At 69.1% G+C, this 14634-nt stretch carries 15 protein-coding genes; 9 read left to right on the top strand and 6 right to left on the bottom strand.

Features of this window, described 5'->3' with window-relative positions; genetic code table 11:
- Positions 1-269 precede the first annotated feature (269 nt).
- Together AC3XYG_RS30940 and AC3XYG_RS30935 are read left to right on the top strand one after the other, a co-directional pair.
- Complete coding sequence (locus AC3XYG_RS30940; RefSeq protein WP_489143727.1) at positions 270-1499, top strand: SGNH/GDSL hydrolase family protein; 1230 nt, start codon at positions 270-272, stop codon at positions 1497-1499.
- A gap of 117 nt (positions 1500-1616) precedes the next feature.
- A complete protein-coding gene (locus tag AC3XYG_RS30935) occupies positions 1617-2873 on the top strand; it encodes an SGNH/GDSL hydrolase family protein (protein ID WP_489143726.1) in 1257 nt (418 codons plus the stop codon).
- A 65-nt stretch (positions 2874-2938) separates the two neighbouring features.
- Here the strand turns inward: AC3XYG_RS30935 and AC3XYG_RS30930 are convergent, their stop codons facing one another.
- Positions 2939-3454, bottom strand: a complete 516-nt coding sequence (locus tag AC3XYG_RS30930) for an OmpA family protein (RefSeq protein ID WP_489143725.1) — start codon at positions 3452-3454, stop codon at positions 2939-2941.
- A 136-nt stretch (positions 3455-3590) separates the two neighbouring features.
- A complete protein-coding gene (locus AC3XYG_RS30925) occupies positions 3591-4007 on the bottom strand; it encodes an OmpA family protein (protein ID WP_489143724.1) in 417 nt (138 codons plus the stop codon).
- Positions 4008-4206: 199 nt separating this feature from the next.
- Here AC3XYG_RS30925 and AC3XYG_RS30920 point away from each other — a divergent pair, with 199 nt between their 5' ends.
- The 5 genes from AC3XYG_RS30920 to AC3XYG_RS30900 all read left to right on the top strand — a co-directional run bounded on the left by AC3XYG_RS30920 (position 4207) and on the right by AC3XYG_RS30900 (position 8980).
- The gene (locus AC3XYG_RS30920) at positions 4207-4545 is read left to right on the top strand and encodes a DUF1491 family protein (RefSeq protein ID WP_489143723.1); all 339 of its coding nucleotides are present in this window, start codon (positions 4207-4209) and stop codon (positions 4543-4545) included.
- Between the two features lie 80 nt (positions 4546-4625).
- Positions 4626-6698, top strand: a complete 2073-nt coding sequence (locus AC3XYG_RS30915) for a M3 family metallopeptidase (protein WP_489143722.1) — start codon at positions 4626-4628, stop codon at positions 6696-6698.
- An 81-nt stretch (positions 6699-6779) separates the two neighbouring features.
- Entirely contained in the window at positions 6780-8372 is a 1593-nt protein-coding gene (locus AC3XYG_RS30910) for a peptide chain release factor 3 (RefSeq protein WP_489143721.1), read from the top strand.
- A gap of 72 nt (positions 8373-8444) precedes the next feature.
- A complete protein-coding gene (locus tag AC3XYG_RS30905) occupies positions 8445-8705 on the top strand; it encodes a CopG family ribbon-helix-helix protein (RefSeq protein WP_489143720.1) in 261 nt (86 codons plus the stop codon).
- Positions 8705-8980 carry a type II toxin-antitoxin system RelE/ParE family toxin gene (locus AC3XYG_RS30900; RefSeq protein WP_489143719.1) on the top strand — a complete coding sequence of 92 codons (276 nt, stop codon included), beginning with the start codon at positions 8705-8707 and terminating at the stop codon, positions 8978-8980. Before AC3XYG_RS30905 ends, AC3XYG_RS30900 begins: the two co-directional genes overlap by 1 nt.
- Before the next feature lie 27 nt (positions 8981-9007).
- On the opposite strand, the gene bla is transcribed toward AC3XYG_RS30900, so the two are convergent.
- On the bottom strand, positions 9008-9892 hold the full coding sequence (bla, locus tag AC3XYG_RS30895; RefSeq protein WP_489143718.1) for a class A beta-lactamase: 885 nt from the start codon (positions 9890-9892) through the stop codon (positions 9008-9010).
- Positions 9893-10003: 111 nt separating this feature from the next.
- Positions 10004-10540 carry an NADPH-dependent FMN reductase gene (locus tag AC3XYG_RS30890; RefSeq protein WP_489143717.1) on the bottom strand — a complete coding sequence of 179 codons (537 nt, stop codon included), beginning with the start codon at positions 10538-10540 and terminating at the stop codon, positions 10004-10006.
- Positions 10541-10801: 261 nt separating this feature from the next.
- Here AC3XYG_RS30890 and AC3XYG_RS30885 point away from each other — a divergent pair, with 261 nt between their 5' ends.
- Together AC3XYG_RS30885 and AC3XYG_RS30880 are read left to right on the top strand one after the other, a co-directional pair.
- Positions 10802-11647: a YeiH family protein gene (locus AC3XYG_RS30885; protein ID WP_489143716.1), complete on the top strand. Its 846-nt coding sequence runs from the start codon at positions 10802-10804 to the stop codon at positions 11645-11647.
- Positions 11578-11844 (top strand): putative sulfate exporter family transporter, encoded by a 267-nt coding sequence (locus tag AC3XYG_RS30880; protein ID WP_489143715.1) that lies wholly within the window; start codon positions 11578-11580, stop codon positions 11842-11844. The genes AC3XYG_RS30885 and AC3XYG_RS30880 overlap by 70 nt, the downstream gene beginning before the upstream one ends.
- Before the next feature lie 141 nt (positions 11845-11985).
- Here AC3XYG_RS30880 and edd read toward each other — a convergent pair whose 3' ends face one another.
- Both edd and pgl read right to left on the bottom strand, forming a co-directional pair.
- Positions 11986-13797, bottom strand: a complete 1812-nt coding sequence (edd, locus tag AC3XYG_RS30875) for a phosphogluconate dehydratase (RefSeq protein ID WP_489143714.1) — start codon at positions 13795-13797, stop codon at positions 11986-11988.
- A gap of 131 nt (positions 13798-13928) precedes the next feature.
- Positions 13929-14627, bottom strand: a complete 699-nt coding sequence (gene pgl, locus AC3XYG_RS30870) for a 6-phosphogluconolactonase (protein WP_489143713.1) — start codon at positions 14625-14627, stop codon at positions 13929-13931.
- Positions 14628-14634 lie beyond the last annotated feature (7 nt).

The raw sequence follows: 14634 nt of genomic DNA, 5'->3' as shown, positions 1-14634 counted from the left end.
GGCATGACGCCCCTGACCCGGCATGAGATCGACCGCCTCTCCGGCCTGCTGGAGAAGCTGGCCGAGGGCGAGGATGCATCGGACCAGGTGGCGGCGCTGCGGCGCTATCGCTGACCGGCCGAACGGGTGCAGAGCGTGGATGACCTCCGCGCCCGCAACCACATCGGACGGGACGCCCGCTGCCGGCCGCGGCACCGGATTGACGGTGTCGCCCACCCCCGCGCAGGATCGGCCGCGCCGATACGGCGGGAGCGGTGGACGAGGGCCGGGTGATCGAAAACCTAGGGATCGGGCGATTTCGGCTGGCCACGGCCTGCCTGCTGGCCATCCTTTCTGCCACCCCCGGTCCCGCGCGGGCGCAACAAGCCTGGATCGGCAGCTGGGGCGCCAGCCCGGGCTTCGCTGTCGGCCCGGAACTGGCCGGCACCGCCATCCGCCAATTCGTGCGGCTCAGCGCCGGCGGCCCCGCCTTGCGGGTGCGCTTTTCCAACGAGACCGGCACGCGGCCGCTGGTGATCGGCGCCGCCGGCATCGCCCGGCCCGGCCCGACGCCGGGCTCGATCGATACGGCCGATAGCCATGCCCTGACCTTCGGCGGCGCCGCCGCCATCACCGTGTTGCCCGGCCGGGCGGCGCTGTCGGACCCGGTCGTGCTGGCGGTGCAGCCGCTGGAGACGCTGGCGGTCAGCCTGTACCTGCCGCAGCGGACCGGCCCGGCCGTGATCCATCGCGACGGTGAACAGACCGCCTATCTCTCCAACCGCGGCGATGCCACGGCCGCGGCCACCCTGCCCGCCGCCCATAGCTCGACCATGCGTTTCATCCTGTCCGGCATCGAGGTCGCGGCGTCCGGCGGCACCCTGGTCGCGTTCGGCGATTCGATCACCGACGGCACCCATTCCGGCATCGACGCGAACCGGCGCTGGCCCGACCGCCTGGCAGACCGGCTGGTCCATGCCGGCGGGCAGCCTATCGGCGTGGTCAATGCCGGGATCAGCGGCAACCGGCTGCTGCACGACACGCCGGGCACCATGTACGGCCCCAGCGCGCTGGCCCGCTTCGACCGCGACGCGCTGTCCGTCCCCGGCATCCGCTGGGTGGTGGTCCTGGAGGGCATCAACGACATCGGCCATTCCGGCGACAGCGACCGCACCGACCGGGCGGCGACGGCCGACCAGATCATCGCCGGGCTGCAGCAGCTGGTCGCCCGCGCCCGCAGCCATGGCGTGAAGGCGTTCTGCGCCACCCTGACGCCGTTCGAGGGCACCGGCCTCGGCGGCTACTACACACCGCGGGGCGACGCCAAGCGCCAAGCGGTCAATGGCTGGATCCGCGACGGCCGCGGCTGCGACGCGGTGATCGATTTCGATGCGGTGCTGCGCAACCCGGCCCGGCCCGCCCACCTGAATCCGGCCTTCGACAGCGGCGACCATCTGCACCCGAACGCCGCCGGCTATGCCGCGATGGCCGCGGCGGTCGATCTCGATCTGCTGCGATAGCACCGCCGGGCGTTGCCGCGCCGGCCCTCCTCCCCGCATACTTCCGGGATACCGACGGTGGGTCGAGACAACGCGGCGCCGGGATCATCGGCAGCCCGGACAGGTGGAGGAAGCGGAATGATCCGAGTCAACGGAAACGGGCGATCCTGGCTGGCCACGGCCTGCCTGCTGGCCGCATTCGCCATGCCGGGCATCGCCGGAGCCCAGGACGCCGCCCCTGCGGCACCGGCGCCGGCACCGGAGACTTGGCTGGGCAGCTGGGGCGCCAGCCCGGCCTTTCCGGTCGGGCCGGAGCTGAGCAACGCCACCGTTCGCCAGGTCGTCCGGCTCAGCGCCGGCGGCCCGAAGGTGCGGATCCGCTTCAGCAACGAGACCGGCACCGCGCCCCTGGTGATCGGCACCGCCCGCATCGCCCGGCCCGGCAGCACCCCCGGCGCGATCGACCCGGCCAGCAGCAAGGCGCTGACCTTCGGCGGCGCCACCTCGATCACCATCCCGCCCGGCGCGCCCGCGGTGTCCGACCCGGTCGACCTCGCGGTGCTGCCGCTGGACACGCTGACGGTCAGCCTGTTCCTGCCGCGCTGGACCGGCCCGTCCGTCGTCCACCCGCTGGGCATGCAGACCGCCTGGATCTCTCTGTCAGGGGATGCGACCGAGGCCGCGACCCTGCCCGACGCCACCGAATCGACCATGCGCATCGCCCTGTCCCGGGTCGATGTGCAGGCCGCGGGCAGCACCATCGTGACCCTGGGCGATTCGATCACCGACGGCTATGGCTCCGGCAACGACGCCAACAAGCGCTGGCCGGACCTCTTGGCCGAACGGCTGATCAAGGCCGGCGGGCCGGCCATCGGCGTGGTCAATTCCGGCATCAGCGGCAACCGCGTTCTGCACGACCTGCCCGAAGCGATGTTCGGCCCCAGCGCGCTGTCGCGCTTCGACCGCGACGTGCTGTCCGTCCCTGGCGTGCGCTGGGTGGTGATCATGGAGGGCATCAACGACATCGGCCATTCCAGCTCGGCCGGCCTGCCCGAGCAGGCTGTCATGGGCGAGGACATCATCGGCGGCCTGCGCCAGCTGGTGGCCCGTGCCCGCGGCAACGGTCTGAAGGCCTATTGCGCCACGCTGACGCCGTTCGAGGGCACGGTGTTCGCGCATTACTACACCGATGACGGAGAGGTGAAGCGCCAGGCGGTCAACAGCTGGATCCGCAACGGCGGCTGCGACGCGGTGATCGATTTCGACGCCGCCGTGCGCGACCAGGGCCACCCGAGCAAGATCCGCGCCGATTTCGACGTCGGCGACCACCTGCACCCCAACGCCGCCGGCTATCAGGCGATGTCCGAGGCGGTGGATCTGGGGTTGTTCAAGTAGGGGACCGCGGCGGGCAGTGACCAGGGGCTCGTGCCGGCGTCGCCGGCGCTAGCTCCTGGATATCGCTATTCCCCGCGAACGGCAGAACCCGGCACGCATGGCGCATCGGACAATTTTTCCATAACGAATCTCTCGTGCTCCGGGACGATTTCAGCCCGACGATTGTCTCTATGACCGTTGCCGTCCGGTGTCGGAACCAGGGGATCCGTCTCGCCCAGGCCCTCAGTCACGATCAGGCTGCGGGCCACTCCGTTCTTGATCATTTCACGGCGAACTGCCTCGGCACGTCGCAACGACAGGGTTTGATTTGCCGCCGGGGAGCCCGCGCGATCCGCATGCCCCCGAATGGTTATGCGTGTCGTGGCGTGACGACAGGCATCGGCGACTGCGAAGGCGACGGCATGTTTTGAAGTCGCCGTCAGACGCGAACTGCCGCTTTCAAAAAACATGATATAGAAGGTCGGGCCATCGTTGATTGAGAGCATTTGGTCGGCGCTCTGTGCTTTCGGGACAGCCGGCGCCGGGCTGCAAGCGCCCAGCAAAGCCGCCATCAGCAATGCTGCCTGCCCCAACCGGCTCATGAAATTCCCCCCGGTATATCTTTCCAGCCTGTGCCTCGACCCCGATTGTGGTCAAGCCGCGCTGTCTCGGCTGTGCCAGCTGAAATAGCGGTCACTCGCGGCCTATGTCACCCGCCAGCGCGATCCAAGCGCCAGACTACTGCCGGGCTGGGCTCGCAGTGGGAGAACAGGGAGGGCTAGGCAGCGCCGTCAATCGCCTTCTGATAGGGTCAAGGGAGATTTCAGCGCGCCGGTTTTCGGCATTGCTGACGTCGTCCTTCGTTGGGATCAACGGATCGCCCTCCCCGCTGCCGTGCATCACGACAAGATTGCCTTGAACGCCGTGGGCGACCAACTCCCGGCGAACGGCTTCGGCGCGTCTCAACGACAAAGCCCGGTTAGTGGCCGGTGCCCCCTTGCGGTCCGTGTGTCCGTAAACGGAGATGCGCGTGGTGAGCTGCCGACAGACGTCGGCCACAATCAACGCCATGGTGGACTTGGAGTCTTCCGTCAGGCGGGTGCCTCCGTCCTCGAAGAACACCAGGTACGAGTATGCGCCGGTGTCGCCATCCATCGTGATCTCTGGTCTCGTGGCAGCCGGGCCCGCACTGCACGCACCCGTCAGGACGGCGAGCAACACCCATGGCAACCTGCTCATCGAAATCCCCCCGGAAAATACCCTCACAGCATGCGCTGGGGCTGTGATTGCGATCAAGTCGCCGGCCCAAGTGTTGTGAGGCGTTTTCCTGCCCCCTTCTGCTATATCCTGCCGCATGACCACCGAACGCCTTCCGACCGAACTCTGGGTCTCGGCCCATCTGCGCCAGCTGGGGCAGCAGGCGATTTCGACCTATGTCGTGCGCAAGGGCGACCCGCGCGCCGGCCTCCTGATCCTCAAGCTGAACCTCGGCGTCGCCGGCTGCCGGGTGCTCAGCCAGTCGCGCGATCTCGACGGCGCCGTCGCATGGCTGCCGGCTAAGGGCGGCGAGGTCCTGGCAGAGGCGGAGGCCGATGCCTATATTGCTCGTGCGGTCCAGCGCGATCCCGACCTGTGGGTGGTCGAGATCGAGGATCGCGAGGGCCGGCACCCCTTCGAGGGCAAAATCCTCTGAGACACCGGGCCCTGCCTTGACGCCCCACTGCCTTAACGCCCCGCTGCCCCGCCCGCTAGCCAATGGACACCCCCGGCCGCATGGATACGCAAGCCTCCGACAGCCTCGCCCCGGCGACCAGCGACAACCCGCTGATCGCCCCCTCGCCGCTGCAGGACCAGGCCGTGCCGTTCGACCGGATCGAGGTCGCGCACTACCTGCCGGCGCGGGATCATGCGGTCGCCGAGGCCAAGGCCCGGATCGAGGCGATCCTGGCCAACCCGGCCGCGCCGGATTTCGAGAACACCATCGTGGCGCTGGAACAGGCCGGCCAGGATGTCGACCGGGTGTCCTCGGTGTTCTACAACCAGCTGTCGGCCCGCACCTCGGACGAGCTGCAGGCCCTGGCCGCCGATTTCGGGGCGAAGAGCGCCAATTTCTCTTCCGACGTCTCGCTCGATCCGCGCGTCTTCGCCAAGGTCCGCTCGGTCTGGGAGGCGCGCGACACGCTCGGCCTCAAGGGCGAGAAGGCGCGGTTGCTGGACGACACCTATAGCGGCTTCGTCCGCAACGGCGCGCTGCTGTCCGACAATGAGAAGGGTGAGCTGCGCGCGATCGACGAGCAGCTGGCCAAGCTGACCCCCGATTTCCAGCACAATGTGCTGAAGGCCACCAACGGCTTCACCCTCTGGATCGAGGACGAGGCCGACCTGGCCGGCCTGCCCGAGGGCGCGGTCAAGGCGGCGAAGGTGGCGGCGCAGGAGCGCGAGCGGCCGGACGCCTGGCTGATCACGCTCGACGCGCCGAGCTATGTGCCGTTCATGACCTATGCCGAGGCCCGGCCGCTGCGCGAGCAGCTGTGGCGCGCCTTCAACGCCCGTGCCTTCGGCGGCGAGTTCGACAACCAGCCGCTGATCAAGGAGATCGCGACGCTGCGCTTCCGCCGCGCCAGGCTGCTGGGCTATCCGACCCACGCCGCCTTCGTGATCGAGAAGCGGATGGCGGAGACGCCGGCCGCGGTGCACGCCTTCCTCGACCGGCTGCTCGACGCCTCGCGCCCGGCGGCGGAGCGCGACCTGGCCGACATCCAGGCCCATGCCAAGTCGGTCGGCGGCCCGGAGCCGCTGCAGCCCTGGGATGTCGGCTATTACTCGGAAAAGTTGAAGCAGCACCGCTTCACCTTCGATGAGGAGGCGCTGCGCCCCTATTTCCCGCTGGACCGGGTGATCGAGGGCGTGTTCGAGCATTGCCGCCGGCTGTACGGCTTGGTGTTCCGCCCGTCGGACGCCTATCCGGTCTGGCACCCCGACGTGAAGGCCTATGAGGTCTATGACGAGGCCGAGGACCGCTATGTCGGCCTGTTCTACGCCGATTTCTTCCCGCGCTCGTCCAAGCGCAACGGCGCCTGGATGACGACCTATCGCGACCAGGGGCTGTATGCCGACGGGGTGAAGCGGCCGCACGTCGCCATCGTCTGCAACTTCACCAAGCCGACCGCGGACCGGCCGTCGCTCTTGTCCTATGACGAGGTGCGGACCTTCTTCCACGAGATGGGCCACGCTTTGCACGGCCTGCTGTCGCGCTGCACCTACCGCTCGCTCGGCGGCACCAACGTCTATTGGGATTTCGTCGAGCTGCCGTCGCAGATCTTCGAGAACTGGGCGCAGGAGAAGGACGGGCTGGACCTGTTCGCCCGCCACTACGAGACCGGCGAGCCGATGCCCGCCGACCTGGTGCAGAAGATCCGTGACAGCGCCCGCTTCATGGCCGGCTGGCAGTCGCTGCGCCAGACCGCCTTCAGCATGCTCGACATGGCTTGGCACGACAACGACCCGACCGCGATCGCCTCGGTGCCGGAATTCGAGCGCAGCGCGACCGCCCGGGCCCAGGTGCTGCCGCCGGTGCCGGACACCAACACCTCCTCCGGCTTCAGCCACATCTTCGGCGGCGGTTATTCCGCCGGCTATTACAGCTACAAATGGGCCGAGGTGCTGGACGCCGACGCCTTCGAGCTGTTCAAGGAGAAGGGGCTGTTCGACCACGACACCGCCAAGAGCTTCAAGGAGAACGTCCTGGAGCGCGGCGGCACCGAACACCCGATGGAGCTGTACAAGCGCTTCCGCGGCCGCGAACCCGACCCGGACGCGCTGCTGCGGCGGGACGGGCTGATGTAGCGGCCGGGCCTCTCCCGTTCCCGCCCGTTTCTGGCAGGCCGCTCCCCGCGGCCTGCTTTTGCATATATGACTGACTGCATCATGCCTTCGAACATCGACCCGATCGAGCGCCGCCGCACCTTCGCGATCATCGCCCACCCCGACGCCGGCAAGACCACCTTGACCGAGAAGCTGCTGCTGTTCGGCGGCGCCATCCAGATGGCGGGCGCGGTCAAGGCACGCGGCGACCAGCGCCGGGCCCGGTCGGACTGGATGAAGGTGGAGCGTGAGCGCGGCATCTCGGTCACCGCCTCGGTGATGACCTACGATTATGACGGCCACACCTTCAACCTGCTGGACACGCCGGGCCACGAGGATTTCTCGGAGGACACCTACCGCACGCTGACCGCGGTCGACAGCGCGGTCATGGTGATCGACGCCGCCAAGGGCATCGAGGAGCAGACCCGGAAGCTGTTCGAGGTCTGCCGCATGCGGAACGTGCCGATCACGACCTTCATCAACAAGATGGACCGTGAAAGCCGCGACCCGTTCGACCTGCTCGACCAGATCGAGCAGGAGCTGCAGCTGCACATCACCCCGGCGACCTGGCCGATCGGCAGCGGCCGCGGCTTCCTGGGCTGCTACGACCTGTTCCACGACCGGCTGGTGCTGATGGCCAAGGGCTCGAAGGGCGCCATGCCGGAGCTGGGCGAGACCTGCAGCGGCCTGGACGACCCGAAGCTGGACGAATTGCTGCCGGCCGATGCCGTGGCCACGCTGCGCGAACAGGTCGAGATGGCCCGGGCGCTGTGCCCGGAATTCGACCTGGAGATGTACCGCGAGGGCCACCTGACCCCGGTGTTCTTCGGCTCTGCGGTGAACAATTTCGGCGTGCGCGAACTGCTGGACGGCATCGGCGCCCTCGCCCCCTCGCCCCGGCCGCAGCCGACGGCGGGCCGGACGGTGGACCCGACCGAGACCGACGTCTCGGCCTTCGTGTTCAAGATCCAGGCCAACATGGATCCGAAGCACCGCGACCGCATCGCCTTCGTCCGCCTCGCCTCCGGCCATTTCAAGCGCGGCATGAAGCTGAAGCATGTTCGCTCCGGCAAGCTGATGAACATGCACAACCCGGTGCTGTTCCTGGCTCAGGACCGCGAACTGGCGGAAGAGGCCTGGGCCGGCGATATCGTCGGCATCCCCAACCACGGCAACCTGCGCATCGGCGACGCGCTGACCGAGGGCGAGGATCTGCGCTTCACCGGCATCCCCAGCTTCGCGCCGGAGCTGCTGCAGCGGGTGCGGCCGGACGACCCAATGAAGGCCAAGCATCTCGGCCGGGCGCTGGAGCAGCTGGCCGAGGAAGGCGCCGCCCGGGTGTTCAAGCCGCTGCTGGACGCCAACTGGATCGTCGGCGTCGTCGGCGGGCTGCAGTTCGAGGTGCTGGCCGACCGCATCCGCACCGAATACGGCATCCCGGTGCATTTCGAGCCGGCACCCTTCTACACCGCGCGCTGGGTGGAGTCGGACGACCCGATCGCGCTGAAATCGTTCCAGGACGGGCTGCGCAGCGCCATGGCCGAAGACCATGATGGCTCGCCGGTGTTCCTGGCGCGCAACGCCTGGCACCTCGACACCGTAACCCAGGAAAACCCGACGCTGCGCTTCCTGAAGACCAAGGAACAGACGGTCTGAGGAGATCTTTAGGTTGACCTGATCATTCTCAATCACCACGATTCAGAATGATTAGGTCTGGAGAGCCTGCCCATGGAAACCAAGGTGCTGACGGCCCACGTCCCACTTCCTCTGGCTGACAAGGTGTACGAACTCGCGGCCCGGCTGGATCGGTCACGCGGCTGGATCATGAAGCAGGCGCTGAGTGCCTGGGTCGAACAGGAAGAAGAACGCCGGCGACTGACCATCGAGGGTCTGGCCGATGTGGATGCCGGCCGCCTGATCGACCATCAGGCTGTCCAGGCCTGGGCCGACAGCCTGGAGAGCGACCAACCGCTGCCGCCGCCGCAGTGATGCGGCTGAGCTGGACCGGAAAGGCATCCTCCGACCTCGTCCGGCTGCACGAGTTCCTGGCCGCCGTGAATGCACGGGCGGCCGCTGAAACGGTGCGTGCGCTGACACGCGCCGCTGGCCAACTCCAGCAGCAGCCCCGTCTGGGCAACAAGCTCGACGAATTCGCACCGAGAGAGGTCCGCCGGATCATCGTCGGCCACTATGAGATCCGCTACGAAATCGCGCACGCCGCGCTCTATATCCTACGCTTGTGGCACACGCGCGAAGAGCGGTGACGAACAGACCGTCACCGCAGACCGAACTCAGATCCACGCCGTGACGATGCGGGCGACCTCGGCCAGCACGGCCTCTTGCGCCGGAACCGGCGTCGACGCGCCGGCGAGATAGGCGCTGACCACGATCGGGCCGCGGTCGGGCGGCCACGCCACCGCGACGTCGTTGGTCGCTCCCGGCACCCAGGTGCCCGGCTTGTTGCCGACGCGCCATCCCTTGGGAAAACCGATACGCAGGCGGTTTTCGGCGGCATCCGTGGCCGCGACCAGCCAGCCGGCCAGCCGCGCCCGTGACGTCTCGGACAGGGCGTCCCCCAGGACGAGCCGCTGCATCGTGTCCGCCATGGCCGCGGGCGAGGTGGTGTCGCGCACATCCCCGGGCGGGACGACGTTCAGGTCCAGCTCCCTGCGGTCGAGCCGCGTGATCGGGTCGCCCAGCGACCGCAGATAGGCCGTCAGCGCAGCGGGACCGCCGAAGCTGGCCAGCAGCAGATTGGCCGCGGTGCTGTCGCTGACCGTGATCGCCGCCTCGCACAGCTCCCCGATCGTCATGCCCTCGGGACCGACATGCGGCTTCGTCGCCTTGAACGGCGAGACCAGGTCGCGCTCGGTGAAGGTGACGTGGCGGTCCAGCCGCTCCTCGCCGCGGTCGACCCGGGCCAGGACGAACGCCACCGCCAGCGCCTTGAAGGTGCTGCACAGCGCGAAGCGTTCGTCCGCACGATGGCCGATCCGTCGGCCGGTCGCCGTGTCGAGGACAGCGACGCCGAGCCGGCCGCCGCTGTGGGTCTCCAGCTCGGCCAGCCGGGTGGCGGCGTCATCCGCCCGGGCTGCCCATCCCGGGGCGGATGACAGCAATGGCACGGCCAGGGCCGAGGCGACGAGCGCCGCCCGGCGCGTGATGGAAACAGGCATGGCGTGGTGTTCTCCCCGTCGCAGCCGGCTCCGCAATGGCCGGCGGGGGACGTGATCGGCAGCCAGCACGGCGAATTTGTGGCGCCTGCGGGACCGGCCCGGCGCCTGGGTCTAGCCCGTGTCCGGCCCTGCCGCGACCGCCCGGGCGAACGACTCGATCGCGCCGCGCAGGGCGTCGGCGATCTCGGCATCGGCCAGCATTCCACCCTCCGGCAGCTTGCGGCCGAGCAGCGGCAAAGCGATCGACGCCTCCGGCACCATCCGGGCCGTCATCACCACCAGGGTCTCGGTCAGCGCTTCCTGGGCATGATGGGCGCGCGGCGAGGCGTTGATCAGCGCCACTGGCTTGTCGACGAACTCGCCGCTCGCCACCACCCAGTCGAGCGCGTTCTTCATCACCCCGGCGACGCCATGGGCATATTCGGGGCTGGAGATCAGCACGCCGTCCGCCGCGGCCAGCCGAGACCGGAAATCCACCACCGCAGCGATGGCGTCGGAGTCGAGGTCCGGATTGAAATGCGGCAGGTCGGCCAGGCCGCCATAGACCACAACCTCGACCCCTTCGGGCGCCAGCACCGCCATGGCATGCAGCAGCCCGGTGTTGGACGAGCCGGCGCGCAGGCTGCCGGAAATGGCGAGGATCTTCACGACATCACCGCTGTGGTCGAGGAGCTTTCCGGATCATACGGGCCGCCCTCACCCGGTCGCCACAGCTTCCGCGACAGGCTGAATGTACAAACCAATCGACAAAGTCGATCGATATGAGAAATTGAATGCGTTGGATTGATTGATCGCCTCGGATCATCTTGCAGGCAGCCTTTGAACCCCGAGTCTGCCATGGCAATTGTCGATCCCCTCCGCCCCCAGCTGCCAGCCACCTTCCCGGCGGCCCACCGTCTGACGGCGGCCATGGGATCGGTCCCGAGCACCATCGCCCGGCTGCTCCCCGGCCTCGTCCTGTGCGGTGCGGTCACGGCGGTCGCGGTGGTGCTGGAGCGGCTGGAGGCCGGGCTCTTCGGCCGCGCCTGGCTGGAGGCCCTGGTCCTGGCCATCCTGGTCGGCACGGTGGTGCGCACGGTCTGGACGCCGAGCCAGCGCTGGCGGGCGGGCATCACTTTCAGCGCCAAGACGCTGCTGGAGGTCGCGGTCGTGCTGCTCGGCGCCTCGGTCAGCGTGGGTACGGTCATGACCGCCGGCCCGGCCCTGCTGCTTGGCATCGTCGGCGTCGTCATCGTCGCGATTGGCGCCAGCTACGGGCTGGGGCGCGGCCTCGGCCTGCCCCATCGCATGGCGGTGCTGGTGGCCTGCGGCAACTCGATCTGCGGCAATTCCGCGATCGCCGCGGTGGCCCCGGTGATCGGCGCGGATGGCGAAGAGGTGGCGGCGTCGATCGCCTTCACCGCCGTGCTCGGCGTGCTGGTGGTGCTGGGCCTGCCCTTCCTGCCGGCGCTGCTGGATATGACCGGCGTCCAGTACGGCGTGCTGGCCGGGCTGACCGTCTACGCCGTGCCGCAGGTGCTGGCCGCCACGGCGCCGGTCGGCGCGATCGCGGTGCAGCTCGGCACCCTGGTCAAGCTGATGCGCGTGCTGATGCTCGGGCCGGTGATCCTGGTGCTCACCCTGGTGACCCGTCGCCGCGATGAGGCCATGTCGAAGGCGGACCACCCGGCGGCGAAGCGGATGCCGTGGCACAGCTGGTGCCCTGGTTCATCGACGGCTTCCTGCTGCTCGCCGTGCTGCGCTCGTTCGGGCTGATCCCGCAGATGGCCCTCGCCCCCACCGCGGCGGCGGCGACCTGGCTGACCGTGCTGTCGATGGCGGCGCTCGGCCTCAGCACCGACCTGCGCAGCGTGGCCAAGGCCGGCCCGCGGGTGACGGCGGCGGTCACGCTCTCGCTGCTGTTGCTCGGCGTCATCAGCCTCGCCCTGATCCACGTCCTCGGGATCGTGTGAGGCCGATTGTAACTGCTACTGGTGCGGCCGTCTGACGGCGGCTTCTCCGCTTCCGGTACTCACGGCCCCAAACGTCCGCTGCGCGCCGGGTCTCGAAGCCACCGCCAGCCGACTCACACCAGCGCAGTTACAATCGGCCTCTTAAAAGATCGACGCCCCCGCATCGGCCCGGCCGGCGGCGTTGCGGAAGGCGGCGAACAGTTCGCGGCCCACCCCGACATGCGACGGCGCCAGGTCCATGGTCGCATCCTCGCGCGCCGCCCATTCCTCGGCGTCGATGTCGCGGATCTCCAGCCGGCCGGTCACCGCATCCAGGCGCAGGATGTCGCCGTCACGCAGCTTGGCGATCGGGCCGCCGACCGAGGCCTCGGGCGTGACATGGATGGCGGCCGGCACCTTGCCGGAGGCGCCGGACAGGCGGCCGTCGGTGACCAGCGCCACCTTGTGGCCACGATCCTGCAGCGCGCCGAGCGGCGGCATCAGCTTGTGCAGCTCCGGCATGCCGTTGGCCTTCGGCCCCTGGAACCGGACCACGGCGATGAAGTCCTGATCCAGCGTGCCGGCGCGGAACGCCGCCTGCAGTTCCTCCTGCGAATGGAAAATCTTCGCTGGCGCCTCGATCACATGGCGCTCCGCCGCCACGGCGGAGGTCTTGATCACGGCCCGGCCGAGATCGCCGTCCAGCACGCGCAGGCCGCCGGTGGCCTGGAACGGCTCCGCCGCGCCACGCAGCACCGCGATGTCGCCGCTGGTCGCCGCCGCCTCACGCCAGACCACGGCGCCGTCTTCGCCCAGGCCGGGTTCGACGGTGTAGCCATCGAGGGTGCCGCCCCAGATCGTGGCGGCGTCGCCATGCAGCAGCCCGGCGCCGATCAGCTCGCGGATCAGGAAGCCGGTACCGCCGGCGGCGTGGAAATGATTCACATCGGCCTTGCCGTTCGGATAGACGCGACACAGCAGTGGCGTGACCTCGGCCAGGTCGGCGAAATCGTCCCAGGTCAGGGCGATGCCGGCGGCGGCGGCCATGGCGATCAAATGGATGGTGTGGTTGGTCGACCCGCCGGTGGCGTGCAGCCCGACCACGCCGTTGACCACCGCCCGCTCATCCATCAGCCGGCCGACCGGGATGAATTCGTTGCCCAGCGCGGTGATCGCCAAAGCACGCTTCGCCGCCTCGATCGTCAGGGCGTCGCGCAGCGGCGTGTTCGGGTTGATGAAGGACGAGCCCGGCAGGTGCAGGCCCATGATCTCCATCAGCATCTGGTTGGTGTTGGCGGTGCCGTAGAAGGTGCAGGTGCCAGGCCCGTGATAGGACTGGGCCTCGGCCTCCAGCAGCGCCTCGCGGCCGACCTTGCCCTCGGCATAGAGCTGGCGGGCCTTGGCCTTGTCGTCGTTCGGCAGGCCGGACGGCATCGGCCCGGCCGGGATGAACACCGCCGGCAGGTGGCCGAAGGACAGCGCCCCGATCACCAGGCCCGGCACGATCTTGTCGCAGACGCCGAGGAACACCGCGGCATCGAACATCTGGTGCGACAGGGCGACCGCGGTCGACAGCGCGATGACGTCGCGCGAGAACAGCGACAGCTCCATCCCCGCCTCGCCCTGGGTGACGCCGTCGCACATCGCCGGCACGCCGCCGGCCACCTGGGCGGTACCGCCGACCGCGCGCGCCGCCGCCCGGATCAGCTCGGGATAGCGCTCGAACGGCTGATGCGCCGACAGCATGTCGTTGTAGGAGGTGACGATGCCGAGATTCGGCCCCTCGCCGTCGCGCAGCGCGCCCTTGTCGATGCCGCAGGCGGCGAAGCCATGGGCGAAGTTGGCGCAGCCCAGCCGCCGCCGGGTCGGGCCGGACTCGGCCGCCTTGGCAATGCGGTCGAGATAGGCGGCGCGGGCTTCATAGCTGCGCCGCGCGATCCGCTCGGTCACCTCGGCAATGCGGGCTTGCACCATCGGGCTGGCTCCTTGGCTGGACGGTCTCGCCACCGGACCGGGCCAAACGAAGGATCTTCAGCCCGATCTCATAACGATCAACAGGTTATGGCAGATTCTTATAGTTGACTATCAGCTTCTGAAGCCGATGGTCACGGGCACCAGAAGATCTCGACCGGCCGCGTCGACCGGGTCAGCACGGCACGGATCGGCATCGCCTCGGCCGGGCCGGAGACCAGCGCCGCCTCGAGCACGCGCTGCTTGCCCGCCCCTTCGATATGGAGGCACAGCGCGTCCGCCGCCAGCAGAACCGGCAGGGTCAGCGTGATCCGCGGCTCGCCGGCGGCGGGGGCGCGAATGGTTTCGAGCAGCTGCCCGTCGGACGGCGCCAGGGCCTGGGCCAGCCGGTCGCCGCCCGGGAAGAACGACGCGGTGTGGCCGTCATCGCCCATGCCCAGCACCACCACGGCGAAGGGCAGCGGCAGGGCAGCGATGCTCGCGGTCACCTGCGCCAGCCCGTCCTCGGGCGTCGGCGTATCGATGTGCAGCGGCACGAAGTTCGCCGCCGCGGCGGGGCCCTGCAGCAGATGGGTGCGCAGCAGCGCGGCGTTGGACCGGTCGGACTCCTCGCCCACCCAGCGCTCGTCGATCAGGGTGATGTCGATCCGGGCCCAATCCAGCGGCTTCCGCGACAGCGCCTCGAACATCCGGGTCGGGGTGCGCCCGCCGGACAAAGCGAGCGCGGCCCGGTCGGACCGGGCCAGGCGCGCGGTCAGCGCCGCGGCGATGTGATCGGCAAGGCCGGCCGCCAGGGTCTCGGGGGTCGGGAAGTCGTGGCGGGCGATCGGCATCGGCTCG

Source organism: Inquilinus sp. (assembly GCF_057815775.1).
This window is presented reverse-complemented; position numbering and strand designations above follow the sequence as displayed.